Origin of the sequence: Agrobacterium sp. lyk4-40-TYG-31, assembly GCF_030209855.1 — a bacterium.
Classification (GTDB): Bacteria; Pseudomonadota; Alphaproteobacteria; order Rhizobiales; family Rhizobiaceae; genus Agrobacterium; species Agrobacterium vaccinii.
The window spans coordinates 560,959-586,612 of record NZ_JARVRE010000005.1 but is presented as its reverse complement, the minus strand read 5'-3'; the positions used below and the strand labels follow the sequence as shown (position 1 = coordinate 586,612).

The 25,654-nt window shown below is 57.2% G+C and carries 19 protein-coding genes, 1 tRNA gene and 1 pseudogene; 10 read left to right on the top strand and 11 right to left on the bottom strand.

The window, feature by feature from the left end:
- Positions 1-4: 4 nt before the first annotated feature.
- The 4 genes from pgl to QRN55_RS13200 all read right to left on the bottom strand — a co-directional run bounded on the left by pgl (position 5) and on the right by QRN55_RS13200 (position 5,080).
- Positions 5-703 (bottom strand): 6-phosphogluconolactonase, encoded by a 699-nt coding sequence (gene pgl / locus QRN55_RS13215; RefSeq protein WP_284777023.1) that lies wholly within the window; start codon positions 701-703, stop codon positions 5-7.
- Between the two features lie 13 nt (positions 704-716).
- Positions 717-2,192: a glucose-6-phosphate dehydrogenase gene (zwf, locus tag QRN55_RS13210; RefSeq protein ID WP_045229777.1), complete on the bottom strand. Its 1,476-nt coding sequence runs from the start codon at positions 2,190-2,192 to the stop codon at positions 717-719.
- 154 nt (positions 2,193-2,346) lie between these two features.
- Positions 2,347-3,633: an NAD(P)/FAD-dependent oxidoreductase gene (locus QRN55_RS13205; protein WP_284777022.1), complete on the bottom strand. Its 1,287-nt coding sequence runs from the start codon at positions 3,631-3,633 to the stop codon at positions 2,347-2,349.
- A 10-nt stretch (positions 3,634-3,643) separates the two neighbouring features.
- Positions 3,644-5,080 carry a glutamine synthetase family protein gene (locus tag QRN55_RS13200; RefSeq protein ID WP_065699765.1) on the bottom strand — a complete coding sequence of 479 codons (1,437 nt, stop codon included), beginning with the start codon at positions 5,078-5,080 and terminating at the stop codon, positions 3,644-3,646.
- Positions 5,081-5,208: 128 nt separating this feature from the next.
- On the opposite strand from QRN55_RS13200, the gene QRN55_RS13195 reads away from it, so the two are divergent.
- From QRN55_RS13195 to QRN55_RS13180, 4 genes and pseudogenes are all read left to right on the top strand, one after another.
- Entirely contained in the window at positions 5,209-6,393 is a 1,185-nt protein-coding gene (locus QRN55_RS13195; protein WP_284777021.1) for a BaiN/RdsA family NAD(P)/FAD-dependent oxidoreductase, read from the top strand.
- Between the two features lie 142 nt (positions 6,394-6,535).
- Entirely contained in the window at positions 6,536-6,667 is a 132-nt protein-coding gene (locus QRN55_RS13190; RefSeq protein ID WP_284777020.1) for a hypothetical protein, read from the top strand.
- 430 nt (positions 6,668-7,097) lie between these two features.
- Positions 7,098-7,733 (top strand): LysE family translocator, encoded by a 636-nt coding sequence (locus tag QRN55_RS13185; protein WP_111840899.1) that lies wholly within the window; start codon positions 7,098-7,100, stop codon positions 7,731-7,733.
- A 50-nt stretch (positions 7,734-7,783) separates the two neighbouring features.
- Positions 7,784-7,885, top strand: a pseudogene (locus QRN55_RS13180) (LysR family transcriptional regulator); the annotation flags it as partial.
- Positions 7,886-7,893: 8 nt separating this feature from the next.
- Here QRN55_RS13180 and QRN55_RS13175 read toward each other — a convergent pair.
- Positions 7,894-8,139, bottom strand: coding sequence for an SMc00767 family acetate metabolism repressor (locus tag QRN55_RS13175; RefSeq protein WP_284777019.1), 246 nt, complete (start codon positions 8,137-8,139; stop codon positions 7,894-7,896).
- Positions 8,140-8,170: 31 nt separating this feature from the next.
- A complete protein-coding gene (gene aceA / locus QRN55_RS13170) occupies positions 8,171-9,460 on the bottom strand; it encodes an isocitrate lyase (RefSeq protein WP_284777018.1) in 1,290 nt (429 codons plus the stop codon).
- Positions 9,461-9,698: 238 nt separating this feature from the next.
- On the opposite strand from aceA, the gene QRN55_RS13165 reads away from it, so the two are divergent.
- From QRN55_RS13165 to QRN55_RS13145, 5 genes are all read left to right on the top strand, one after another.
- Positions 9,699-11,117: a helix-turn-helix domain-containing protein gene (locus QRN55_RS13165; RefSeq protein WP_284777182.1), complete on the top strand. Its 1,419-nt coding sequence runs from the start codon at positions 9,699-9,701 to the stop codon at positions 11,115-11,117.
- 133 nt (positions 11,118-11,250) lie between these two features.
- Positions 11,251-12,351, top strand: a complete 1,101-nt coding sequence (locus QRN55_RS13160; protein WP_284777017.1) for a polyamine ABC transporter substrate-binding protein — start codon at positions 11,251-11,253, stop codon at positions 12,349-12,351.
- Between the two features lie 78 nt (positions 12,352-12,429).
- Entirely contained in the window at positions 12,430-13,572 is a 1,143-nt protein-coding gene (locus tag QRN55_RS13155) for an ABC transporter ATP-binding protein (protein ID WP_284777016.1), read from the top strand.
- A 13-nt stretch (positions 13,573-13,585) separates the two neighbouring features.
- A complete protein-coding gene (locus QRN55_RS13150) occupies positions 13,586-14,494 on the top strand; it encodes an ABC transporter permease subunit (protein ID WP_065699756.1) in 909 nt (302 codons plus the stop codon).
- Between the two features lie 2 nt (positions 14,495-14,496).
- A complete protein-coding gene (locus QRN55_RS13145; RefSeq protein WP_284777015.1) occupies positions 14,497-15,309 on the top strand; it encodes an ABC transporter permease in 813 nt (270 codons plus the stop codon).
- A gap of 263 nt (positions 15,310-15,572) precedes the next feature.
- Here the strand turns inward: QRN55_RS13145 and QRN55_RS13140 are convergent, their stop codons facing one another.
- The 4 genes from QRN55_RS13140 to QRN55_RS13125 all read right to left on the bottom strand — a co-directional run bounded on the left by QRN55_RS13140 (position 15,573) and on the right by QRN55_RS13125 (position 22,892).
- Positions 15,573-16,289 carry a hypothetical protein gene (locus tag QRN55_RS13140; protein WP_284777014.1) on the bottom strand — a complete coding sequence of 239 codons (717 nt, stop codon included), beginning with the start codon at positions 16,287-16,289 and terminating at the stop codon, positions 15,573-15,575.
- Positions 16,282-17,373 (bottom strand): GSCFA domain-containing protein, encoded by a 1,092-nt coding sequence (locus QRN55_RS13135; RefSeq protein WP_284777013.1) that lies wholly within the window; start codon positions 17,371-17,373, stop codon positions 16,282-16,284. Before QRN55_RS13135 ends, QRN55_RS13140 begins: the two co-directional genes overlap by 8 nt.
- Positions 17,374-17,496: 123 nt before the next feature.
- Positions 17,497-19,086, bottom strand: coding sequence for an ABC transporter permease (locus QRN55_RS13130; protein ID WP_284777181.1), 1,590 nt, complete (start codon positions 19,084-19,086; stop codon positions 17,497-17,499).
- A 191-nt stretch (positions 19,087-19,277) separates the two neighbouring features.
- Complete coding sequence (locus tag QRN55_RS13125; protein WP_284777012.1) at positions 19,278-22,892, bottom strand: ATP-binding protein; 3,615 nt, start codon at positions 22,890-22,892, stop codon at positions 19,278-19,280.
- Between the two features lie 397 nt (positions 22,893-23,289).
- Here QRN55_RS13125 and QRN55_RS13120 point away from each other — a divergent pair.
- A tRNA-His gene (locus tag QRN55_RS13120) sits at positions 23,290-23,366 on the top strand.
- 56 nt (positions 23,367-23,422) lie between these two features.
- Here QRN55_RS13120 and QRN55_RS13115 read toward each other — a convergent pair.
- A complete protein-coding gene (locus QRN55_RS13115; protein ID WP_284777011.1) occupies positions 23,423-25,576 on the bottom strand; it encodes a hypothetical protein in 2,154 nt (717 codons plus the stop codon).
- Positions 25,577-25,654: the final 78 nt, after the last annotated feature.

The following is a 25,654-nucleotide window of genomic DNA, read 5'->3' as shown; positions in this document are numbered from 1 at the left end:
GGCCTTAGGGCGCCCAGTAGATATTCACCGGCGATTCCGCGCGGTTGAGGACGGCCCGGATTGGCATCTCTTCCTCGTCCAGATCGGATTTCGCCTGATCGAGCGTCTCTTTCTTGGCCACACCTTCGATGTGCAGCACCAGAAAACGGGCGTCGTGGAGGGCGGAAAGATTGAAGGTCAAACGATCTTCGCCCGCAGTCTCCGCCGTCATCGGCAACACGGCGCGCTCTTCATCGAGATCGAGAGCTTCTTCGAGATTGTCGCCGCCGGGGAAGAACGAAGCGGTATGACCGTCCGTGCCCATGCCCAGAATGACGACATCGAAGGGATCGCAGATCGCTTCCGTCTTGACGGTTGCCAGCGTTGCGGCATCTTCTGTGGTGGCGAAGAACTGGTAGAGCGGCACGAAATACGCGTAGGTCGCGGCGTTCTGCAACAGATTGTCGGCCACCAGCTTGTGGTTGGAACGATCACTTTCCGGCGGCACGAAACGCTCGTCTACCAGCGTTACGCTGACGTTCTTCCAGTCCAGTTGATGTTTCGAAAGCTCCTGAAAGAAGCGCTTCGGTGTCGAGCCGCCAGAGACGGCGATGCTTGCCGTGCCGCGCTCGGAAACCGCGTCTTCAAGACGCTTGGCGACGTCCTTTGCCAGCGTTTGCGCCAGTTCCTGGCCGTTTGCGAAGATATGCTCCTGCCCAATCATCTGCATATCCCCCTTAATCGGCTTCGTGCCATGTGCGGCCATCGCGTTCGATCAGTGCGATCGAACCGCTCGGGCCCCATGTACCGGATGTATAACCCTGAACGCCCTGGCCCACGGCTTCCCAGCTTTTCAGAATAGGGTCGACCCACTTCCACGCAGCCTCGACCTCGTCGCGGCGCATGAACAGGGCCTGGTTGGAGCGGATGGTGTCCATCAACAGACGCTCATAGGCATCGGGGCTGCGCACATTGAAGGCCTGGGCAAAGCTCATATCCAGCGAAACCTGACGCAGGCGCATGCCGCCTGGACCCGGGTCCTTGATGAGCAGCGATTGCTTGACGCCTTCGTCCGGCTGCAGGCGAATGACCAGCTTGTTGGCCTCGACCTTGCCAGCGGCATCATCGAAGATCGAATGCGGGATCTGCTTGAAGGTGACGACGATCTCGGACACGCGGGTCGCAAGACGCTTGCCGGTGCGGATGTAGAACGGCACGCCAGCCCAGCGCCAGTTGGCGATTTCAGCCTTGATGGCAACAAAGGTCTCGGTGTTGGAAACGCCGCCTTCGAGTTCTTCCAGATAGCCTTTGACCGGGCCTCCGGCAGACGCGCCAGCGCGGTACTGGCCGCGCACCGTCAGCTTCTCGACATTGGATTCATCGATCAGCTTCAGCGAACGCAGAACCTTGACCTTCTCGTCACGCACCGCTTCCGCGTCCATGGAAGAGGGGGGTTCCATGGCAACCAGGCACAGCAATTGCAGAATATGGTTCTGCACCATGTCGCGCAGCGCACCGGCCTTATCGTAATATCCGGCGCGGCCTTCCAGACCGACGGATTCGGCAACGGTGATCTGCACGTGGTCGATATGGGCGGAGTTCCACAGCGGCTCGTAAAGCGCATTGGCAAAGCGCAGCACCATCAGGTTCTGCACGGTTTCCTTGCCGAGGTAGTGGTCGATACGGAAGATCTGCTCTTCCTTGAAGACATTGCCCAGCGTGTCGTTGAGTTCCAGCGCAGAGGCCAGATCGCGGCCAATCGGCTTTTCCACGACGATACGGGTGGATTTGGTGATGAGCTTGTGGTCGCGGATTTTGAAGGCGATGTCGCCGAAAATGCCGGGAGCAACGGCCAGATAAAAGGCACGAATGCGATCCTTGCCTTCGTCCAGAAGCTTCTTGAGCTTGTCCCAGCCGCCATCAGACTTTGCATCAACAGGAATGTAAAAGAGGCGGGCGCAGAACTTTGCGACCTGTTCATCGTCATATTCGCCCTTCTTGAGATGCTCTTTCAGAGCATCCTGAGCGAATTTGCGATATTCCTCATGGGTCATGACCGAACGGGAGGCGCCAATGATGCGTGTCGGTTCAGACAGCTGGTTTTCCACCTGGCGGTGGTAAAGGGCTGGCAGAAGCTTGCGCTCGGCCAGATCGCCAGTGCCGCCGAAGACGACGCAATCGAAGGGCTCTACTGGAATGATTTGACTGCTCATACCGATTCTCTCGATCTTTCCATGTTGAGGGCATCCATAATCTAATCGATTTAAAAATGCCAGACGTGTTGTAAGAATTTATGAATTTTGCGTGCAAGCCGTTGTTTCTGTTCACTATGAGGATGTCTCACGAACATCTGCTCCAAACGCTCAATTAAAACCTGTCGCGCAATGCGTACCATGAAAGCGCCAGAAACAGCAGGGGTGCGCGCAATGTCGTACCGCCCGGAAAAGACGGCACATCCAGAGAAGCGAACTGATCCAGTGCCTTGTCCTTGGCAACGACCATATCCGCATAAAGCTTGCCGCAATAGTTCGCCAGCATCACGCCATGGCCGGAATAACCGCCAATGGACATGACACCCGGCATCACTTCTCGCACGAAGGGCTGGCGCGTCAGCGTAATGCCCACCGATCCACCCCAGGCATGGGTCATCTCGATGGCATTCAGGGCGGGATATATCTCCGCGATCTGCTTGCGGATATGTTTGGAAATGTCACGCGGTGAATCCGCCGTATAGGCCTCGCGCCCGCCAAACAGCAGCCGGTTGTCCGGCGTCTTGCGGAAATAGCGCACCACAAAACGGCTGTCGGCAACCGCTTCCTTCCCCGGAATGATATCAGGAAAATCATCCAGTGGCACAGTCGCGCCGATGAAGGAGCGGATGGGCATGACATGCGCTGCCGTGACCGGCTCCAGATTGCCGATATGCGCATTGGTGGCAATCAGCACGCGGTTGGCGGTGATGGTGCCGGATGGCGTTTCGATCAGCGTCTTGCCGCCCGACTGCGCAATGGATTTGGCAGGTGTCATTTCAAAGATTTGCGCGCCAGCCGCTTTCGCCGCCTTCGCCAGCCCAATGACGAGTTTCAGCGGATGAATATGGCCGGTGCCGGTGTCGCGAACGCCGAAGTGATAATGGTCGGAGCCCAGCCGCTGCGCCGTTTCAGCCTTCTCCATGAAGGAAACATGGCTGTAGCCATAACGAGTGCGCATCGCCTCGACGCTTTTACGATAGTCCCTCTCGTAGGACGCCTTGTGCAGAACGTTCAACTGGCCCGGCAGAAACTCCATGTCGATGGCGTGCTCGCGGGCGAAGTCCAGCACATAGTGCTTGGCGCTCTCGGCGATGTCGAACAGCGCCTTGGAGCGCTCGAAGCCGATGTCTTTCTCCAGATCATCCGGCCATGCCCGCTGGCCAGTGCCGAATTGCCCCCCATTGCGACCGGACGCCCCGTCGCCAAACCTGTAACCTTCGACCAGCGCGACCGAAACGCCCGCCTTGGCAAGATTATAGGCCGCCTGCAAACCGGTGAAGCCACCGCCGATGACGGCCACGTCCACCGTGCGCGAACCATCCATCGCCGCATATTCGGGCCGCTCGCTCAGACTGTCCTGATACCAGGACATGCCGGGCGCTATCGGGCTTTGCCATGTCATGGGTATGCCCTCACACGTTCAAAAGCAGGAATTCCCGCTCCCACGGGCTGATCACCTGCATGAAGGTCTCGAACTCGCCACGCTTCAAGCCGGCGTAGAGGCCGACGAATTCGTGCCCAAAGACACGCTCCAGCTGCGGTTCGCCTTCCAGCAGCGCCACGGCTTCCAGCAGGCCGCGCGGCAGCTCGATGGAACCTTCATTCGCCGTCTCGTAGGTCGGCTCGGTCGGTTCGATATTGTTCATAATGCCAAGCCAGCCGCAGGCGAGAGATGCCGCGATGGCGAGATAAGGGTTGGCGTCAGAACTTGGCAGGCGGTTTTCCACACGCCGTGCCGAAGGGCCAGAGATCGGCACGCGGAAGGCCGTCGTGCGGTTGTCATAACCCCAGGCATTGTTGACCGGGCATGCCATATCCGGCGTCAGGCGACGGTAGGAATTCACGTAAGGTGCCAGCATCACCAAGGCATTCGGCACATAGCGCTGCATACCGCCGACAAAGGAGAAGAATTCCTTGGAGGGGCTGCCATCCTTGTTGGAAAACACGTTATCGCCAGTCTCGATATCCACCACCGACTGGTGAATATGCATGGCCGAACCCGGCATGCCCTGCATGGGCTTTGCCATGAAGGTTGCATAGATGCCGTGTTTCAGTGCCGCCTCGCGGATGGTGCGCTTGAACAGGAACACCTGATCGGCCAGCTCGATCGGGTCGCCATGGCGAAGGTTGATTTCCAGCTGCGCCGGACCCTCTTCGTGGATCAGCGTGTCGATCTCCAGACCCTGCTTTTCCGAGAAGTGATAGATGTCGTCGATCAGCTCGTCGAATTCGTTGATGCCGGCAATCGAATAGCTCTGCCCACCAACGATGGACCGACCTGAGCGGCCCTTTGGCGGATGTAGCGGATAATCCGGGTCGTCATTCATGGCGACGAGATAGAATTCTATCTCAGGGGCAACGACCGGCTTCCAGCCCTTCTCCTTGTAGAGATCAAGCACGTTTCGCAGCACGTTGCGTGGCGTATAGGGAACGAACTTGCCTTCCTGATCCACGACATCGCAGATGACCTGCGCGGTAGGGTCGCTCTCCCACGGCACGACGCAAAGCGTGGAGAGATCGGGAACCAGCTTCAGGTCGCTATCGCGCGGCTCATAACGGAAGTTTGCCGTCTCATCCGGGTATTCGCCAGAAATCGTGTGGCGATAAAGTGCGGATGGCAGCGCCAGCGAAGTATCGCCGGTGAATTTGGAGGTCGGCATCATCTTGCCGCGGGGAACGCCTGCAAGGTCGGGGGTAATGCACTCGATGTCTTCGATGCCGCGGGCTTTCAGCCACTGCGCAGCTTCGCGCCATGTAGAGCAACCGCGTGTCGGAGAGACGTCAACTTGTATTTTCTTCGCCATGTTTGCCGGTTTTTTCGGATGGAGCATGGTTTTCTTGGGAGGCATAAATCACCGGCTTTGCGTTTCGATTGGCACTATCATAGTCAGACTTTGGCAATTGGCGAGGGGGGAAGCGCCATTGACAACAGACCTGACTTCGAAAAGAGGAAGTACACCGAAACTAGGGAAACTCCATGACGGAAAAATGTAACGTGCTGATTTTAGGCGTAGGCGCCGCTGGCATGATGTGCGCCATCCGTGCCGGTCAGCGCGGCCGTTCTGTCATTATCATCGATCACGCCAAGGCACCGGGCGAGAAAATCCGCATTTCCGGCGGTGGTCGCTGCAATTTCACCAATGTCCATGCGGCCCCGAAAAACTACCTCTCCAGCAATCCGCATTTCGCCAAATCGGCACTCGCGCGCTACACGCCACGTGATTTCATATCGCTTGTGGAGAAGCACCGCATCCCGTTTCACGAAAAGACGCTCGGGCAACTGTTCTGCGATGACAGTGCCAAGGATATCATCCGTATGCTGCTGGCCGAAATGCAGGCGGTGGGCGTGAAACTACGGCTGCAAACGGAGATTACTTCAGTGGAAGCCATTCCGACTGGCGGCTTTCGCGTCGCGACCTCATCCAGCATCATTGAGACCGACAGTCTGGTTCTTGCGACCGGTGGAAAATCCATTCCCAAAATGGGCGCAACCGGCTTTGCCTATCGCATTGCCGAGCAATTCGGCCTTGGCATCATCGAAACCCGCCCTGGCCTCGTGCCTTTGACCCTTGAGCCGACGCAGCTTGAAAAGCTCTCGGCTCTCTCCGGCATCGCCGTCCCAGCTGAAATTTCCCACGGCAAGACCTCGTTCAATGAGGCGCTGCTGTTCACCCACCGAGGGCTAAGCGGTCCATCTATCCTGCAAATCTCATCCTACTGGCGCGAGGGTGATGAGATCAGCCTGAAAATGGAGCCCGATCTGGACATTCTTGGCCATCTGAAAGCGGCAAAAAAGACCAATGGCCGCCAGTCTGCGCAGACCGTGCTGGGCGAAATCCTTCCGAAGCGACTGGCGCAGCATGTGGTGGAGCGGGCAGGGGTTACCGGCAACATTGGCGATATGTCCGACAAGACGTTGGGCGTTTTGACTGCCGCCGTACAGGAGTGGTCGATAAAACCCTCCGGCTCGGAAGGATATCGCACGGCGGAAGTCACGCTCGGCGGTGTTGATACCACCCATCTCGACTCCAAATCCATGCAGGCCAAACCCGTGCCGGGCCTCTATTTCATCGGCGAATGTGTGGATGTCACGGGCTGGCTCGGCGGCTATAATTTCCAATGGGCATGGGCATCCGGCCACGCTGCCGGGGAATCTGTGTAAAGCCTCGACATCTTAATGCCTTATTAAGAGACGCGGAGTCATGCTGATCGAATGCCAGCACAACGCAAGTTGATACATGATGTCCCGCTGGACGCCGGAACCCGGCATCGATCGGTTATGTTTCTCGTTCAGGAAGCCGCTCATGATGATGTCCAGAAAACCCGCCCGCGCCATCGCAATTGCTCGCGCCGCCAATGACACCACTGTCTACGCCTTCCGCCTGACCTTGATTTCGGCGGGTGCGATTGCTGCGTTTCTCGTGCTGTTGTTTTGATTTGCTGAAGACGCGCTGAGAGCCCTTTTCCGTCATGCTCGGGCTTGTCCCGAGTATCTGCAACGTCATAATTTTATTCGACGTGATTAGATCCTTGGGACAAGCCCAAGGATGACGTCGCAGATTGCTGCAACTTGTGATCCGGCAAATCCGGGCGGCAAAACCACTCGTCCTTAGATTATAATCGAACCGACGCCTTTCCCTGCGCCACGATGACCCGTCTCAGCGACTCGTCCCGGTTTTTGTTGCCGCTATCTTCGTCAAAGGTGACTTAGGATAGCGAGCGTCATATGGATTCATCAATTTAAGTTTTGCTGACGTCAAACTTGTAAATACTGCAATTTGGGCGCTTGTTGTGCGGGGAATTTCACGTCAAATCTGAGAGCGTTAGGCTGACTCAATTGGCTTTTTTAATTTCAAGGAAAGCGATATGAGTTCAATTCATTCCTATTGGCCCGGCATTATGCTCGCTTTCACAACATATGTTGTTTCGGCAGTTAGTCCGGGGCCTGCGATGCTAGCAACGATGGGAACTGCCATGGAGTCGGGTCGGAAAGCCGGTATCGCGATGGGGCTGGGTATTGCGGCTAGTGCGTTGGTGTGGGGAATTCTTGCGTTTCTCGGTCTGTCCACTTTGCTCGTCGCCTATGCCGGTATTCTCGACATCATCCGCATCCTTGGATGTTTCTATCTCTTGTACCTTGCTTGGAAGGCATTTGCTTCGGCGTTCTCAAAATACGATATCGACGTGAGCCTCACTGGCAAAAAGGAATACAACACGATCAACGTATTTTTACGTGGCTGTGCTCTCAATCTTGCCAATCCAAAAGCAGTGCTGACTTGGGTGGCGATCATCGCTCTTGCCATCGAACCGAATGCTCCTGCCTGGACAATACTTGCCGTCCTTTCAGGCACGATTTTATTTTCCGTCGTGTTCTACACGTTAATTGCTATTCTGTTTTCGACACCGAAAATGGTGTCTGTCTATAGTCGGCTGCGGCGTTGGATAGACGGTACATTGGGGCTGGTATTTGCTTTTTCTGCTTACAAATTGGCCAGAGACTAACTTCAAAAACCTTCTGCTGCATCAACCTCGCATCGCCCCACACAAAAGTGGACCGCCACCGTCGCGATATCAGGACGGTGGCGGATCGTATGGTGAAGCTTATCAAGGGGCATTCCGATCTCTTCGCCGGACGGCACAACCGCCCGGCTTGAGATTGTGGTTATGCCGCCGCCTTGCCCTGCGCGACGATGACGGGGATCAGCAGATCACCCCAGTTTCCGTCGCCGCCATGGTGGCGGGCGGAGCGGACGAGTTCTACCGAGACACCGGCCTCGACCGCATTCATGACCGCCTGGTTGAGGCGGTGCAGGTCGTTGGCCAGCATGCGGATGGCGTTTTGCTGATCCTGGCTCATGGATGAGGATTGCTCCTCGGTGCGTTCCTTAACTCTTGAAATCGAAGCCATTGGTTTTCCTCCGTTCAATGGGCTTGCTTACTTATTCCGCAGCGGGGCGGAACTGGTCGTGTTCGGTCGATTCCTTCATCGCCGTGGTGGATGAGGTGCCGCCGGATATGGCGAGCGAGACCGCATCGAAATAGCCGGTGCCGACTTCGCGCTGGTGCTTGGTGGCGGTGTAGCCGTTGATTTCGGCGGCGAATTCCGCTTCCTGAAGCTCCGAATAGGCTGCCATCTGCCGGTCCTTGTAGCCGCGTGCCAGTTCGAACATGCCGTAGTTGAGTTGGTGGAACCCGGCAAGGGTGATGAACTGGAACTTGTAACCCATGGCACCGAGTTCGCGCTGGAACTTGGCAATTGTCGCATCATCCAAGTGTTTCTTCCAGTTGAAGGATGGCGAGCAATTGTAAGCCAGCTTCTTGCCCGGATGTACCTTGTGCACGCCTTCCGCAAATCTCTTCGCCTGCTCCAGATCCGGCTTGGACGTTTCGCACCAGATCAGATCGCAATAGGGCGCATAGGCATTGGCGCGCGCAATGCAGGGTTCTAGACCGTTCTTGACCTGATAGAAGCCCTCGACGGTACGCCCGGCATCGTAATCCACGAAGGGACGGTCGCGCTCATCGATATCAGACGTCAGAAGCTTGGCGGCTTCGGCATCGGTGCGGGCGATGACCAGCGTCGGTGTGCCCATCACGTCGGCCGCCAGACGCGCCGCCGTCAGGTTGCGGATATGGGCCGCTGTCGGGATCAGAACCTTGCCGCCCAGATGTCCGCATTTCTTTTCCGATGCCAATTGGTCTTCATAGTGAACACCGGCAGCACCAGCCTCGATGAACGCCTTCATGATTTCAAACGCATTCAGCGGGCCACCGAAACCGGCCTCGGCATCGGCAACAATGGGCGCAAACCACGTATCGACGGATAGGCCCTTGCCCTCGGCAGTTTCGATCTGGTCGGCGCGCTGCAATGTCTTGTTGATGCGCTTTGCCAGTTCCGGCGCTGCATTGGCCGGGTAAAGCGACTGGTCCGGGTACATGGAAGATGCCGTGTTGGCGTCCGCCGCAACCTGCCAGCCCGAGAGATAGATCGCCTTCAGACCGGCGCGAACCATCTGCATGGCCTGATTGCCGGAAAGCGCGCCGAGCGCATTGATGTAGCTTTCCTCGTTGATCAGCTTCCACAATCGGTTCGCGCCCATTTCCGCCAGCGAATAACGGATATCGACAGAGCCGCGCAGCTTCTCCACATCCGCTGCCGTGTACGTGCGCTCGATACCATCGAAACGTCCATGTGGTGCGTTTGGAACCAGCTTGTAAAAATCAGTCATGTCTCTCTCCCTTGTCAGAACCGTAAATCTTTCCACACATCCTTACTCCGATATGATGTGTGCTCCGATGTGACTGAATTTACAGTTTCGAGGATTTTTACGCCAGATAAAAAGGAAAATCAGTGACTTGAAAGAGGTTATGCTGTATCGTCTTTGACATGCTGGAGTTGTAAAATTGTAAATTTTGTAAAAATCGTGCGCGACTAATCTTGTGTGGATTTTGTAAAGGGAGGAGGGTCTGGTGGAGGCCAAGATATTTGCGGGGCCGCGCGTTCGGCGTGTGCGCAACGGGTTGGGCTTGACGCAGACGGCCATGGCAGAGGCGCTGTCGATCTCGCCGTCCTATCTCAATCTCATCGAGCGCAACCAGCGCCCGCTGACCGTGCAACTGCTGTTGAAACTGAGCTCCGTTTATAAGGTGGATCTGGATGATTTGCAGGGCGAAAGCGGCGGCATTGCCAGCCAGTTGCGCGAAGTCTTTGCCGATCCACTGCTGGCGGGCGAGGTGCCATCGGGGCAGGAGCTAGTCGAGGTGGCGGAAGCTGCACCCAATGCGGCCAGCGGCATTACCAAGCTCTACCGCGCTTATAAGGAGCAAGCGCAGCGCCTCAGCGATCTCTCAGACCTTCTTGCGCGGGAAGGGCACCAGACAACACTGTCGGCCACTCGCCTACCAATCGATGAAGTCCGGGAAATCTTCGAGCGGCGCGCGGCGCATTTCGCGCAATTGGATGTGGCGGCAGAAGCTTTTCATACGGCGCTGTCTCCCGGTGATGATCTGGCCGCCGCGCTGAAAAGCTGGCTCCAGAAAAACCACGGCATCGTCGTGCGCTCCATGCCGGTTCACGCCATGCCCAACCTGCGCCGCCGTTATGACCGCCACTCCATGCGGCTGTTTCTGTCGGAGCGCCTGTCCCCGCAGGACCAGTTACGCGAAATGGCGATGGAGGCCTGTCTTCTGGCGCTGACGGACGAGATCGACACTGAGCTGCAAGCCCTGGCTCTCTCAGGCGAAGAGGCAAAGCGCATCGCCCGGTTCGAGCTTGCCCGTTACGCAGCCCACGCGCTGATGATGCCCTATGGCGCATATCTGGCCGCCGCGCAGCGTGCGCGATACGATATCGATATCCTGCGCGGGCGCTTCAATGTCTCCTTCGAGCAGGCGGCAAACCGCCTCGTCACGCTGGCGCGTCCGGGTGTTTCCGGCATTCCATTTTTCCTGATGGAAATCGACAGCGCCGGAAACCGCTTCCGCAGGGCGGGCGCACAGGGTTTCCCGCAGGCGCGGTTCGGTGGGCAGTGCGTGAAGCTCAATGTCCACGCCGCCTTTTCTCAACCGGGGCAGGTGCTGGCCGAACAGGTTGAGATGCCGGATGGCGGGGTCTATCTCACCATCGCCCGCTCGCTGGATGGCCCGCAGGCGGGGTTTGGAGAGCGCATTCGTCGCACGGCCATTATGGTCGCCTGCGATGCGGCGCTGGCGAAAGAGACGGTTTATGGTGATGTCGTTGGCATCAAGGCCGGTACCATCGCCATCGGCCCGTCCTGTCGGCTGTGTGAGCGGCAGGGTTGTCTGTCGCGGGCGGAGGCACCGCTAACACGTCCGCTGGGGCTGGATGAAATGGTGACGGGCCTCAGCGTTTTCGATTTTCAGTAGTGGCTTTCAACACAATTGTTTGAAATTGCCGCGCTGCACATTTCCCGCTTGCCGCCGCAACTTTTCCTTTCTAGTCTCTGGCAAAACAAGGGGATCACGCGCCTTCCCACGGCGCGTTCAAACAGGAGATATCATGAAACATCGTTCGCTTCGTTTCAGCCTCGCCGTTGCCGCAGCCGTTCTGGCCGCTGGCACCGCATTTGCGCAGGAAAAGGTCGTCCACGTCTACAACTGGTCCGACTATATCGATCCTGCCCTTCTGGAAGAATTCACCAAGGAAACCGGCATCAAGGTCGTTTACGACGTTTATGATGGCAACGAAGTGCTGGAAACCAAGCTGCTGGCCGGCAATTCCGGTTATGATGTGGTTGCGCCGACATCGCCGTTCCTGGCGCGTCAGATCAAGGCTGGGGTCTACCAGAAGCTGGACAAGTCCAAGCTTCCGAACCTCAAGAACATGTGGCCGGAAATCACCACGCGCCTGTCGCAGTATGATCCCGGCAATGAATATGCCGTCAACTACATGTGGGGCACCACCGGCATCGGCTACAACGTGGCCAAGATCAAGGCCGCACTCGGCGCTGACGTTAAGGTCGACAGCTGGGATATTCTGTTCAAGCCGGAAAACGCGGCCAAGCTGAAGTCCTGCGGCATCAACATTCTCGATGCATCCGACGAAACCTTCGCCATCGCCATGAACTACATCGGCAAGAACCCCGATAGCAAGGAAACCGTTGATCTGGAAGCCGGTGGCGATGTCTACAAGGCGATCCGCCCTTCGGTCAAAACCTTCAATTCCTCTGCCTATATCGATGAGCTTGCCAATGGCGACAGCTGCATCACCATCGGCTGGTCCGGCGACATTCTTCAGGCCAAGACCCGCGCTGAGGAAGCCAAGAACGGCGTGGAAGTGAACTACGTCATTCCCAAGGAAGGCACCTATATCTGGATGGATTCCTTCGCCATTCCGGCAGATGCCAAGAATGTCGATGCAGCGCACGCCTTCATCAACTTCATGATGAAGCCTGATGTTGCCGCCAAGGCTTCGGATTACGTCCAATATGCCAACGGAAACCTCGCATCCCAGCCGCTGATGGATGAGGCCGTGTCCAAGAACCCGGGCGTTTACCCGGATGCGGAGACGATGAAGAAGCTCTTCACCATCTCGCCTTATGGACCGAAAGAACAACGCGTTCTCAACCGCGTCTGGACCCAGATAAAAACCGGCAGCTGACCGGGTTTTCAAAAGGGGCGGGTGGAAACTCCTGCCCCTTTCTCGTTCAGCCTCTTCATACAGCAGATGGGACAGTTCATGGCGAAATCTCTTGGCCCGGTTAAACGCAAATTCTCTCCATGGACTGATCCGGCGGCGGCGCCGTTCATCCGGTTTGAGAATGTCACCAAGAGGTTTGGGGATTTCGTCGCTGTCGACAATCTGACGCTGGATATTTACGAGCGCGAATTCTTCTCGCTGCTCGGCCCTTCCGGCTGCGGCAAGACCACGCTGATGCGCATGCTGGCCGGTTTCGAGGAGCCGACGGAAGGTCGTATCCTCTTGCAGGGCAAGGACATCTCCGGCGTACCGCCCTATAAGCGGCCCACGAATATGATGTTCCAGTCCTACGCGCTGTTTCCGCATATGTCGGTGGAAAAGAACATCGCCTTCGGGCTGGAGCAGGATGGTCTGCCCAAGGCCGATATCAAGCTTCGCGTCGAGGAAATGCTGCGCATGGTCAAGCTCACCGAGTTTGCCAAACGCAAGCCAAGCCAGCTTTCCGGCGGTCAACGGCAACGCGTAGCGCTGGCCCGGTCGCTTGCCAAACGCCCCAAGGTGCTGTTGCTGGATGAGCCTCTCGGCGCGCTGGACAAGAAGCTGCGCGAGGAAACGCAATTCGAACTGATGGACCTTCAGCAAACGCTAGGCACCACCTTCCTTATCGTGACGCACGATCAGGAAGAGGCGATGACGGTCTCGGACCGCATTGCCGTGATGGACAAGGGGATTGTCGCGCAGGTGGCCACACCGGCTGAAATTTACGAAGCCCCCAACAGCCGCTATGTGGCGGATTTCATCGGCGACATCAATATCTTCGACGCCACGGTCACGTCCAAGACAGGCCCTGCCGTGCAGCTGGATTGCGATGGTCTTGATGTCACCGTGGAGCAGGACTGCGCCGCCGCAATCGGTGACAGGGTGGCCTTCGCCGTCCGCCCGGAAAAGGTCGGCATCTCGCTGGATGCACCGACGGAGACATCGCCGAACGTCGCGCATGGCGAGGTCTGGGATATCGGTTATCTCGGCGATTTCTCGGTGTTCATCGTCAAGCTGGATGATGGACGCGTCATTCGTGCCGCGCAGGCCAATGTTTCGCGTCTGGTCGACCGACCCATCACCTTCGGGGATATGGTCTGGCTCAACTGGAAAGCCGATTCCGGTCTGGTTCTCACACGCTGAGGGAGGGTTGAACATGGCGATTTCGTCTCCGGAAAACCGGCAAAGCCCCACCCGTTGGCTGGTGGTGGCCATACCCTATCTCTGGCTGCTGCTGTTCTTCGCAGCACCCTTCCTCATCATTCTGAAAATCTCCTTTTCAGACACCGCCATCGCCATGCCGCCTTATACGCCGGTCTTCGAAGGCTTTGCGAGGATCGGCGATTTCTTTTCGCAGCTGGATTTCGAGAACTATCTGTTTCTGACGGAAGACCCGCTTTACATCGAAGCCTATCTGTCGTCGCTGCGCATCGCCTTCATCTCGACCTTCCTTCTGCTGTTGATCGGCTATCCCATGGCGCTGGCCATGGCGCGTGCGCCGAGCACCATCCGCCCCACGCTGGTCATGCTGGTCATCCTGCCGTTCTGGACATCGTTCCTCATTCGCGTTTACGCGTGGATCGGCATTCTGAAACCGGAGGGCTTGTTGACGCTGCTGTTCCAGACCATCGGACTTCTCGGGCCGGACGAGCAGGTCAATATCTTCCGCACGGATACCGCCGTCTTCATCGGCATCGTCTATTCCTACCTGCCCTTCATGGTGCTGCCGCTTTACGCTGCGCTGGAAAAGCTGGATGCGACACTGTTGGAAGCAGCCAACGATCTCGGTTGCCCGCCCTGGAAAGCCTTCTGGAAAATCACCTTCCCGTTGTCGCTGCCTGGCGTCATCGCCGGATCGATGATCTGCTTCATTCCCATTACCGGCGAGTTCGTCATCCCCGATCTGCTGGGCGGGGCGGAAACGCTGATGATCGGCAAGACGTTGTGGACGGAATTCTTCGGCAATCGTGACTGGCCGTTGGCGTCCGCCGTTGCCGTGCTGTTGCTGCTGTTGCTTGTCGTGCCCATTGCCATCTTCCAGAACCAGCAGAAGAAGGTGGCATAGCGATGAAGCGCGGCAAGTTCGATACGACCATTCTCACCTTCTGTTTTGCCTTTCTCTACATCCCCATCATCATTCTGGTGGTCTATTCCTTCAATGCCTCCAAGCTGGTCACGGTATGGGGCGGCTTTTCGCTGCAATGGTACAGTTCCATGTGGTCCAACCAGGGCTTGATGGATGCAGCATGGATCACCGCGCGCGTCGCCGTTCTCAGCGCCACCATCGGCACCATTCTCGGCACGCTGGCGGCACTGTCGCTCACGCGGTTCTCCCGCTTTCCGGGCCGCATTCTGTTTTCCGGCATGATCTATGCGCCACTGGTCATGCCTGAGGTCATCACCGGGCTATCGCTGCTGCTGCTGTTTGTGGCCGTCGGCGTGGACCGCAGTTTCTGGACCGTGGTCATCGCGCATACGACTTTCACCATGTGCTACGTGGCCATCGTCGTGCAGTCACGCCTGCTGACCTTCGACCGCAGTCTGGAAGAAGCGGCACTCGATCTCGGTTGCCCACCAGTCAAAACCTTCTTCCGCATCACGCTACCGCTCATCCTGCCCGCCGTCGTCGCCGGTTGGATGCTGGCCTTTTCGCTGTCGCTGGACGATCTCGTGATCGCCAGCTTCACCACCGGGCCGGGCGCCACGACGTTGCCGATCAAGATCTACTCGCAGGTGCGTCTCGGTGTCACGCCTGAGATCAACGCCATCTGCACCATCCTGATCGCGCTCGTCACAGTCGGCGTCATCTGCGCTTCCATTGCGTCCAAGCGCGGCGAATTGCAGCGCATGCGCGATGAACATGCCGCGGCAAAAGGATGAACGGGGAGCCTACGCGTCGCGTCGCGAAATCCGGCAGATGGCCTTAGGATTTTGTTGTCCCTAAATGGTGTAGTCGCCCTTTAACTCTTTGTTAAATGGCCATGTTCCAAATGGTAGGCAACGTGGGTGCACTCAATGAGAGGGTGACCGGGCCGGTGGCTCAAAGACATGATGTTGTTTTATTCCGACTCTCGTTAATAAGCACAAACTCTCAAGGCAGCCTCGGCTGCCTTTTCTTTTCGACGGATGCGCCTGATGACAAGTCAGGACTGCTCCACGTCCTGAAGAATTTTTTCCAGCATAAGGCGTCCGTATTCGACATTGGCGTGATAGTCGCCCGGTTGTTTTGCAAAGACGTCGAGCATCGCGCCATCTGCATCGTAAACCGACGTAGGTGGATGGTGATAGGCGATGCCCATGTCTTTTAGTTGTGCCGTCGCGCGGTCGCGGAACCGATTGTAGATAAAAGCGATCTCGCCGTCAGCGAATTGGGTTTTCCCGGCCAGTCTCTGATAGCTTGATGGTACAGGGCAACAGGAAGCAACTGAGAACTCAATGTTCATGCCACGCAGTGTGCGGAAGAACGACATGGGTTCTTTCAGCGTGTGATCGATGATCGCGTCAAAGCCGCTCTTTGAGACGAACTGTCGGTCCTGAGACCAGATTGCGGCGGTGTGTGTCGTCCAGTGCTTTTGATCGAAACCAAAGCTTGGATAGAGCCCGAACATGAAGACGAAGCGTCGAGGATCGTTTCGGCAAATGACGGTCGGATGATCCGGGTTGATTTTCTCGAATATCGCCTTCGCAGGCGCCTGGGTAAACGCGACGGTATCGTTGTCGACGGAAAAGAAAGGCTCCAGAAAGTTATAGCCGTGCCCCATCTGGGCGATGCGCAATTGCCCGTGCCGGCTGTTGAAGGAGACATGCTTGACCGCTTCCGCCAGCGCGATGATGTGCGAATCTCCGACAATTTCAAGCATAGCCAAGCTCCTGCGCCTGCATCATTTCCTCGCAGACGATCTCATGGTCGCCAATATCGATTGGCCTGCTTGTCATCGTGGAGGGTGCGGACGTGCCGCCCCGGTGCTCTTTGAAAAAATGTGACATGACGTAATCGACACCTGCGGGCGTTACTGTGCGCAGGTTGGGATCGTAGAAAATACCGCGCCCGCTCGGCGCTGCGATGATCTCATAGGAGGGGAAGTAATCGACGAAATCGGCTTCATTCGAAAGATGGCCTGCAACCGCACGCAGCACGGACTTGGAATACAGCGATGCCGCGAGAACGTGATCATCGCTCTTGGTCGCAGTCAGCGGAACGGGGGAGACGGTCAGCACGAATTTTATATCGGTATTGACCTCACGCCACCGCGTGATGATGGCAACGAGGTCTTCGAAAATCTCGAAGTAGTTGAAGTTTTTGAATTCGTAATCGCTCTCGTCAAATCGGCCGGCCACTGTGCCGGGGCAAAGCGGAAAAACGGCGCCATCGCTTTTGGAAATCCAGGCTTCGGTCAGGCCCAGCGTGAAGACGAAGACTTCGGTCTTTGTAAAGAGCTCTCGTATCGCCGCGAAATGGGACTGGCGGGAGCGCTCCAGTTCGGCAATGCTTGAAAACGGCTCAGGCTCCAGGAGCGGACGAAATGGATCGACCACGCCTTCGCCCTTGCGCCACGCTTGCTCACCGGGCGTGAACCGGCCAAATGCCCGGTCAAACGTCTGGAGCAACTGCCGTGCGCTGTAAATGTTGCAATAGCGGGCGGAATAGACCCCATAATTGTAGCTCTTGGCCTGCGCTGGCGGAAAAAGAGGTGGCGCGGGTTCGAAGTCCGTGAAGGCAAAACCGTTCTTTTTCAGCGATGTGGCAACATGCTGCGCAAAGCAGCTGCCGGCTGTCGCAATTGCCGTCTGGGGGGAGATGTCGAATTTCTTCTTGTACAGATTTTCCAACTGCAACGCATGGGTCTCGGCCACCGCTTTGCGCCAGATCGCCCGGTCGGGGAGCGCACTATATGGGTGGGAGCCAAGCTCAGCGTTTGCGGAATCTGTTTTCGCGATACTCATGCGTATCCTTCATGCCTCTTCTCTATCCACGTCGGAAAGGAAGGGCTTGAGGAATGAGCAGCATTACTTTCCTCGGCAAACATATCCGCCAAGGCTTTCTTCAGGCTGGTGCAGATGGATGGATTACTGCCTGCCCGCCTCGCCTCTATAATCCAGCGATCGCGACACCAGCAGCACGGGTATCAAACCGGCAGCGATGATGATGAGGGCGGGGATGGAGGCGTCCTGAACCTTGGAGCGTGACGCGTCTTCGTAGACGAGGGTTGCCAGCGTGTTGAAGTTGAAGGGCCGCAGCATGATGGTGGCGGGCAGTTCTTTCAGGGATTCGATAAAAACCAGCAACGCCGCCGTGATGGCAGCAGGGCGGATGTTGGGTAAGAGAACGGTGATGAGGGTTTGCGCACGGGTGCGTCCCAGCGTCCTTGCCGCCATGTCGATGTGAGGCGAGAGCTTTTGGAACCCGGCATCGATTGTGCCTTCCGCCAGCGTCATGAAGCGGACGCTGTGTGCGTAGATGATCGCAAAGGCGGTGCCGGACAACAGAAGTCCGGTCGAGTAATTCAGGTGCAGTCGCAGAAATCCATCCATCGCATTGTCGAGCGCCGATAGCGGCAGCAGCACGCCGATGGCCAGCACGGTGCCCGGTATGCCGTAGCCAAGCGAGCCGATGCGGCTTGCCGACCGCGCCAGTGGCGAAGCATTGACCCGCTGCACATAGGCAAAGATAAAGCCGCAGATGAGAGTGATCAGCGCCGCAGACAGCGAAACTTCCAGACTGTGGGCGAGCGCCTTGAGCAGTTTGGGGTTCGACAGCGCACCAAGCCGTTTCAACGCATAACCGCCCAGAACCAGCACCGGGATTGCAAAGCCCGAGAAGATCGGCAGCAGACAAAACACCGTGGCAGCCCAACCCCTTGCGGCTGGCAGAGGCTTCAGGGCAAAGCGCTGCGTCATTGCCGTGGACTTGGCGGCTGAAAACCGCTGGCGGCTGCGTGCCCGCCTTTCGGTGATGATGAGCGCCGCTACGATGAGGATGAGGACCGAGGCGATCTGTGTCGCGCCTGCCAGATTGCCGCGGTTCAGCCATGTCTCGTAAATGGCAAAGGTCAGCGTACGCACACCGAGATATTCCACGGCCCCGATGTCATTCAGCGTTTCCATCATCACCAAGGCAAGGCCGATGATGATGGCGGGTCGTGCCATAGGCAACTGCACGGACAGGAATATGCGCAGCGGGCTCGCGCCGAGTGTTCTGGCGGCTTCCGTTGCATAGCGGCCCTGCAGGCCAAACGCCGCTCTGACCGAAAGATAAACATAAGGGTAAAGGACGGAGCTGAGTACCAGCACCGAGCCGCCGAGAGAACGGATATCGGGAAACCAGTAATCCCTGATGGAATGATAGCCGAACAGCGTGCGGAGGGCACTCTGCACCGGCCCGGTAAAATCCAGAAACTCGCCGAACGCATAGGCAGCAAGATAGGACGGAATGGCGAGCGGCAGCACCAGCGCGACCGAAAGGGCACGGCGAAGCGGAAACTGGAAAGTGCTGACCAGCCATGCGGTAATGATGCCGAAGACGGCGGCGGCAAAACCGGTCATGGCGAGCAGCATCAGCGTCTGGCCGCCCGCGCGAGGCAACACATTGACCAGCAGATGGCGCCAGCCATCGGTGCCGCCCGTGGCCGCAATGGAAAAGATTGCGATCAGCGGCATGGCTACCGCCACCGCAAGAACCAGCGTGCCGAGTGAAAGCCCCGAAGGTTTCAGGCTTCGGGCAACCGTGCGGGTAGGGGAAGCATGGGACAGCGGCAAGCTCTGATCCTTCCGGCACCGGCAGGCCGATGCGCAGATTAAAATGCGAGAGAGCGAATACCGCTCTCCCACATTGCTAATACCGCAAAGGGCTAGTTCGCAAGCACGCGCTGCGAAGGAAAGCTGATTTCCACCAGCGTTCCCTCATTGGGGGCCGATGTGATCGAGAAGTTGGCGCGGTTCGCATCCACCATCGCCTTGGTCAGCGGCAGGCCAAGGCCGGTGCCATCGCCCCGCACACGGCTGCTAGAGGCTGCAACCTGACGGAACGGTTTCATCGCCTGTTCCAACTCCGCCCGGGTCATGCCGATGCCGGTGTCGCGAATGCGCAGCACGACACTGCCGTTTGCCTCATAGGCCGTGGACACCACGATCTGTCCGCCTGAAGGTGTGAACTTGATGGCGTTCGACAGCACATTGAGCATGATCTGCTTGATGGAGCGCAGATCGGCAACGATCGGCGGCACGGACTGCGACAATGCAGTGCGGATGATGACGCGCTGATTGTTGGCCTGCGGCTGCACGATGGAAACGGCCTCGGCAATCGTGTCGTTCAAGGCAACGGCTTTGAAGTCCACATCCATCTGCCCCGCCTCGATCTTCGAGATGTCGAGAAGGTCGTTGACGATGTCGAGAACATGGCGGCCAGAGCGGACGATATCGTTGGAATATTCGACGTAGCGTGGATGACCGACCGGGCCGAACCGCTCCGTCGCCATCATGTCCGCAAAGCCGATGATCGCATTCAACGGCGTGCGGATTTCATGACTGACGCGGGCAAGGAAATCCGTCTTGTGGGCATTTGCGGTTTCTGCGGCGCGTTTGGCGTTGCGCAAATCTTCCTCGGTGCGCTTCCATTGGGTAATGTCGCGGATGACCGCGCAGTAGCCGTTGGAGGATTTCAACCGGCCGATGGTCATGAACAATGGCAGGAAACCGCCAGACGCTTCACGACCGATCACCTCGCGGCCATCGTTCAGAACGCTGGCAACGCCGTTGTTGGCAAGCCCGGAAAGGTAATCCAGCACGGCCCGCTGGCTTTCATGCGCAAACAGGGTCACGAACGGCTTGGCGGAAAGTTCGTCATGATCGTAATTGAACAGCGCGCTGGCCGAACGGTTGAGCGAGCGAATGGTACCGTCTTCACCCAGCAGCACAACGCCGTCCGTCGCTGTTTCCAGAATGGAATGCAGCTCCTCGACCTGGCCTTTCAGGTCGGTGACTTCGGCATCCGTTTCTCCAACAGGTGCTTCGCTATTGCTGTTGGCGGGCAGGGGATGCGCGGCTTGCTCATCCGTTGGGATCAGCGACAGCATCAACGCGCCCGCATCTTCCCAGCGAATGGATTGTAGCCGTGCCTTGACCGGGATCAGCTCGTTATCGGCACTGACGGCAACCATACCGCCTGAGCGTTCCGATACGGCGTCCAGTTCGTCCCGTTGCAACAGCGCATCGAGCCCGCCGACCTCGGCCAAGTCTTCGGCTGTCGCATAACCCGTCAAACGTAGAAACTCCGGGTTGGCGTGGATCAACCGGTCACCGCTGTGGATGAGAAGCGCGAGCGGCATCTGGTCTATCGTCTCTGCCGTCAAGGTCGCGGCGGGACGCAGCGGCGCGCGCTGCCCGGAAAGTGCGTCGGTCGCCTCTTCAGCATCCGCACCGCGGGCGGAGGCGAGTGGCACAACGAAGCTGACCGGCTCATCGCCCCGCGTGTAATCTGCAAAGTCGTCTTCTTCGGCCTGCGGCGCTGCGACTGTCGCTTCCGGGGTGGAAGCCTCATCCTGCGGCTGCACATCGGCCACGATTTCGGGCTCAGGGGTGATGATCTCCACCGCCTCTGTCGCAGCGATTTCCTGATGCTCGTCGCTACCATCTTCATCGCTGACCACAGGCTTCAATGTGCGGGCGATTTCCTGAAAGGCCGCACGCTCGCTGATGGTCAATTGCTCGCGGCTTTTGGCGCGCCGGTCTTCGAACTGCACCACCTTGTCGGAATAACGGCGGTTCGGCGTCTCGGTAATCCTGAGCGCAGGCACTTCATGGTCGGGCGGCTCGTAGCTGCGCGGCTCGTCTTCCGCTACGTTTTCATTCACCGCGTCAGGAATGGAAGTGGGTTGAACCTCGGCTTCTTCATCCTCCTGCGGCAGGGAAAAGAGCGTTTCCTCGTCAACAGGCGCTGGCTCGGCGGTCTCCGGCTGCACCTCTTCGGCAGACAGCGGTCCGGCAGCCAGAGACAGGCCAACCGCATTCGGGTCTTCCACCGCGTCGCCAATGCGCACGATGCCAAAGCCCCGGAAGCCGTCGAATTCGCGCGAGCGGGTATAGGTCGGCAGCGCGGCCAGATCGATAGGAACGGTCAGCGATGTGCCCTCGACCGGCCAGAAAATCGTCTTGCCGGACCATGTATCGCGCCGGTTCAAAAGCTCGGTGATCTTGCCATCAGGATCCAGATTGAACAGGGCAGCGAGATCGGAAAAGCTCATGCCCTCGACATTGGCAGCCTTCGGTCCGACAGCGTCGGAAAATTCACGCGAGATCGAGGTAAAACGCCCGGCCGCATCGATCTTCCAGACAAAGCGGGACGCGCGACGGTTTGGATCGAACACGAAGGGCGCGTCTTCGTCAGCCTGCGTCGTGTCAGGTTCCGCGTTTTCAACGGTGGCGACGGCGGGCTCTGCCAGCAGCGGCAATTCGGGCTCAGCCTCGACCATCTGCGCTTCTGGGTCTTCGTCAATGATCGGCATCGGTTCTGCTGGTTGTTCGATCTCGTCTTCGGCCAGAGCCTCGTTCGCAACCTCCGGCTCTGCCGCTTCCACGGCAACCGCGTCCGCAATCACCTCGGCATCATCATCAGCGTCCTGCGGCTCGGAGATATAATCTATATCCGCCACGACGTCCGGTACCTCGGCAATGGTCTGCGCTGTTTCATCGGCCATTTCGACGGGAGCGGTTGGCTCAGGTTCCTGCTGAGCCTGCGGTTCCGGCTGTACTTGTGGCTCCGGCTTCGTCTGCGTGAATTCGGCGGAAGGATCGAGTGTACCGATGACCGTCTCGACCACGAACAACAAATTGAGTTCCGGGTCCTGCGATAGCTGTCCGGCGGCGGCGGGCAAATAGCCTTTGCCTGCGGGCACAGGTCGCTTCACCAGCTTGCCCTGCTGGCCGGACGCCATGGAAACAAGGGTGCGCGTGGTGACAGGTGTGATGCCGAGCCCGGCAAACCCGGTGGATGCCGCCAGGATTTTGCTGTTTGCATCCAGCACGGCCATGTGAATGTCGGGGTCGTCGAAACCCTCTATCATCCGGCGCGCACGTTCCTGCAATGAAGGGATGGCAGCATCGATAGGGGCGGTGAACAGCAGGGCCTGCTCGCCCGCTTCCACCTCAATGATCTCGGCGGTTGCGATGACCGAAACGCTTCTGAAGCCAGAATGAATGCGGATCGTGAACTGACCGCTATCGCCGGTCTTCACAAGGCGTCCTGCCGTTGCGGAAAACTGGCGGAAGGTCACGTCCTGCTGTCGTGGTCCGCGCTCCAGAAAATCATAGATCATCGGCGTGCCGAACAGCGCAGCACCGCGACCGTTTGCCCAGAGCGCACTTTGCAGATCCATCGAAAACAGGGCCATGGCTTCGCCGCGACCGAAATGGTCGCGAACACGCTCATGAACTGCAATGTCTATAAATGGATATTGTACGGCGGGCATGGGTAACCTATTCTGGGCACGACCTGACCTCACGCAACCGCTAGACCTCATCATGAGGAACCACACAGCCTGCATCGGCTCGATGTTAACAGAATCTTAAATAACTTCACAGGCCCAATAGGTCCATCATCTCTCTCGGGAATTGCCAATTACAGTTAATTCGCTAGGCCCACGAAAAAGTTCTGCACATCACGTAGAATGTGTGTTGGCAGGCCACCTTTTGCAATCGCCAATCACGCAGCGAAGCGTTCAATCCAAGCCTTTTTGCAAGCGTTTGACCATGCGGCCCGAACGCGCTTGCTTTCCCAAGCTTTTTTCGCAAATATCACCGAAGGACTTGCAAAACGGAAAAACTCCCCGTATGTGAGCCTCCGTGACGCCGACGCGGCGTTTCTATGCGGTTGTAGCTCAGTTGGTTAGAGCGCAGGTTTGTGGCACCTGAGGTCGGAGGTTCAATTCCCCCCAACCGTACCATTTTTTCACAAAAAGCTTTTTGTTTAAAAGATGCCGATGTTTGAGCGGTCTGTCGCTTAACATGCGGCAATCTTTTGCGTTGCCTGATCCGCGTTCAACTCCCAGTACCAACGGGCGATTTCCTTTGCGATTTTTTCGCTGGATTCCACCTTGAAGTGAAGAACGTCGACCATCCCGTCAGCGCCAACCAGGCTATCGACGTCCATTAGATCGACGCAGTCGAATTTTTCTGCGATGGCCGCCCAAGCGTCACTGACACCCTTCAAACGCCTTTTGGTTATGCCATTAGTCTCCGAGTAGAACTCTTCGCCGTCCGGAGCTGCAGAGCAGACGACAAGCATTCGCTTGCCGTTCTCCTGAAGAAACTGCGCAAGCTTTTCCGCGCAAAACGGATAGAGCTTGGTTTCCAGCTCCGCTCGTTCTTCTTCCGGCCAAGGCATATCCATATAGTCGATACCGGTATGGTACACGAGAAAGTCCGGGAAATTCTGCACGCTGGGATCAAGACGGAGCATGAGCGGCAGAGCGAATACGCGCGGATAATTGTCGATCTCCGCAATATCCCTCAAGCCTGAAAAATGCGCGAAGGTGCCGGAATGGCAATGCGCCATGAACCGGATTTTTACCTTGGCGGGGTCGACCTCAATGTTTTTTTCCCTATCCAGAATCAGGGCTCGAATCGGGGCTGCGTTATAGTTTTCCTGCGTAATCCACGATGGAATGGTTGGCTCTATCGTCAAGGTAGGCGGAACTTTAAGATTTGGATAGTGTTCCATAACGTGCGCCAAAAACAGATTTTCCATGCCCATGTGCATGATGCGGCAAGAAAACGTCATGTGCAGCAAGGTGTTTTCTCGAACGTCGACTGCTATAAATCCGACAAGACCGTGATAGCCGAATTTGTCCCAAGCAAACAAGGCAAAGGACATGCGCAAGGACGACTCCGACAGGAATCTGGCCATGCTTCCAGGTTCGACGCGCGTCTTCAGGAAGTTCAACTGGTTCGTTCGATTGATGAGTTCTTCAATCCGATGTGCAAAGTCGACCACGTCGGATTCTCTGGCGATGGCGACACGAATGTCGCAGGATTTCAGAAACTCTTCCCTGCTTCCCCCATGCAGTTGGTCTTCACTGACGCGATTCTCCAGTGCCCGGTAATCCTCCAGTCGCGACTTGGTGACATGGCCATGCGCATCGAGCAGGGTCTGCAGGAACACGTCGCAATCTGCCGCCGTTGCATCAAGGACTTGAAGGTCGGGGAGAGCGGCGCAAGCCTCTGCCAGATTAACGGCGTTATCATCGATGAACAGGCAGTTTTTCGGTCGCAACTGCATGTCTGAAATCATGGATTTCAAGGCATCGCCCTTTGGGACAAAAGCAATCCGAGGAAAGACGAATTCATCCCATATGCCGAGTTCGATCAGTTTGGCCTTTGCGGTGTCGAAGTCATTTTTGGAACATATGGCGGAAATCAGTCCGCATTTGTTAAGGCGCTTGATGGTGTCGACCCGAAACGCTTTGAGTGCCAGGGCGCCGACATCATCCAGTGTCCCGTCCCACAGCGTATCGTCAAGATCCCAGATAATCGCTTTGATACTTTTTGCGCGATCAGCCAGATTCTCTCGTGATTGTTGAGCTTCAGCAGCCTTGAAGGGCCCCTGTGCCGCAAAGGCTCCTTGCAAAAAATACATCGCCGCTAGAAGGCCGGAAGATGTCAGTTCCAGACCAGCTTCTGGACGGAAGCAGATCGAAACAGGAATGCCGGTTTCTGACAAGGTATGGAACATTTTCAGAAAGTTCGCAGGTGGCGCGTGAGGATTGAGCCCCCCATGAACAAGAAAGACCGGCGGTAAGCTTTTGCAATCCATCGCGAAGTTTTCAAGATGCATGTTGAAGCTGATGATGGCCGCGAACTTGTCTTCGCTTTTTAGGGCTTCACACAGTATTTTGTCGGCGGCTGAGCCAAACCCGATGAGTGCCATGCGCTGTTTGGGAAGTCCGAATTGCTTTTCCAGAACTGCCAATCGTGCCGGAAGCTCTGGTGCGTGCGGGAGTGGCACAATCGCAAATGCTGTCGCTGGAAGATGTTCGCGCCATCGTTCGTAGGTTGACTGTGCATTGGCGTAGCCATCCGGGTCGTCATAGGTGAGAACTGCGAGGGTTGTCGCATTAGTCACTGACGCCGCAGGATATGACATTTCCAAAAGCATTTTGTACCTTCCATCGCGTCTAGAATTTGGTGGGCTACTTATGTTTGCACTCTTGGCAAACGTTTCTTGCCTAAACCT

What these genes read in the sequence shown, in the direction of transcription:
- pgl (WP_284777023.1), bottom strand. Translation starts at nt 703, where the DNA reads ATGATTGGGCAGGAGCATATCTTCGCAAACGGCCAGGAACTGGCGCAA.
- zwf (WP_045229777.1), bottom strand. Translation starts at nt 2,192, where the DNA reads ATGAGCAGTCAAATCATTCCAGTAGAGCCCTTCGATTGCGTCGTCTTC.
- QRN55_RS13205 (WP_284777022.1), bottom strand. Translation starts at nt 3,633, where the DNA reads ATGACATGGCAAAGCCCGATAGCGCCCGGCATGTCCTGGTATCAGGAC.
- QRN55_RS13200 (WP_065699765.1), bottom strand. Translation starts at nt 5,080, where the DNA reads ATGCCTCCCAAGAAAACCATGCTCCATCCGAAAAAACCGGCAAACATG.
- QRN55_RS13195 (WP_284777021.1), top strand. Translation starts at nt 5,209, where the DNA reads ATGACGGAAAAATGTAACGTGCTGATTTTAGGCGTAGGCGCCGCTGGC.
- QRN55_RS13190 (WP_284777020.1), top strand. Translation starts at nt 6,536, where the DNA reads ATGATGATGTCCAGAAAACCCGCCCGCGCCATCGCAATTGCTCGCGCC.
- QRN55_RS13185 (WP_111840899.1), top strand. Translation starts at nt 7,098, where the DNA reads ATGAGTTCAATTCATTCCTATTGGCCCGGCATTATGCTCGCTTTCACA.
- QRN55_RS13175 (WP_284777019.1), bottom strand. Translation starts at nt 8,139, where the DNA reads ATGGCTTCGATTTCAAGAGTTAAGGAACGCACCGAGGAGCAATCCTCA.
- aceA (WP_284777018.1), bottom strand. Translation starts at nt 9,460, where the DNA reads ATGACTGATTTTTACAAGCTGGTTCCAAACGCACCACATGGACGTTTC.
- QRN55_RS13160 (WP_284777017.1), top strand. Translation starts at nt 11,251, where the DNA reads ATGAAACATCGTTCGCTTCGTTTCAGCCTCGCCGTTGCCGCAGCCGTT.
- QRN55_RS13155 (WP_284777016.1), top strand. Translation starts at nt 12,430, where the DNA reads ATGGCGAAATCTCTTGGCCCGGTTAAACGCAAATTCTCTCCATGGACT.
- QRN55_RS13150 (WP_065699756.1), top strand. Translation starts at nt 13,586, where the DNA reads ATGGCGATTTCGTCTCCGGAAAACCGGCAAAGCCCCACCCGTTGGCTG.
- QRN55_RS13145 (WP_284777015.1), top strand. Translation starts at nt 14,497, where the DNA reads ATGAAGCGCGGCAAGTTCGATACGACCATTCTCACCTTCTGTTTTGCC.
- QRN55_RS13140 (WP_284777014.1), bottom strand. Translation starts at nt 16,289, where the DNA reads ATGCTTGAAATTGTCGGAGATTCGCACATCATCGCGCTGGCGGAAGCG.
- QRN55_RS13135 (WP_284777013.1), bottom strand. Translation starts at nt 17,373, where the DNA reads ATGAGTATCGCGAAAACAGATTCCGCAAACGCTGAGCTTGGCTCCCAC.
- QRN55_RS13130 (WP_284777181.1), bottom strand. Translation starts at nt 19,086, where the DNA reads ATGCCGCTGATCGCAATCTTTTCCATTGCGGCCACGGGCGGCACCGAT.
- QRN55_RS13125 (WP_284777012.1), bottom strand. Translation starts at nt 22,892, where the DNA reads ATGCCCGCCGTACAATATCCATTTATAGACATTGCAGTTCATGAGCGT.
- QRN55_RS13115 (WP_284777011.1), bottom strand. Translation starts at nt 25,576, where the DNA reads ATGCTTTTGGAAATGTCATATCCTGCGGCGTCAGTGACTAATGCGACA.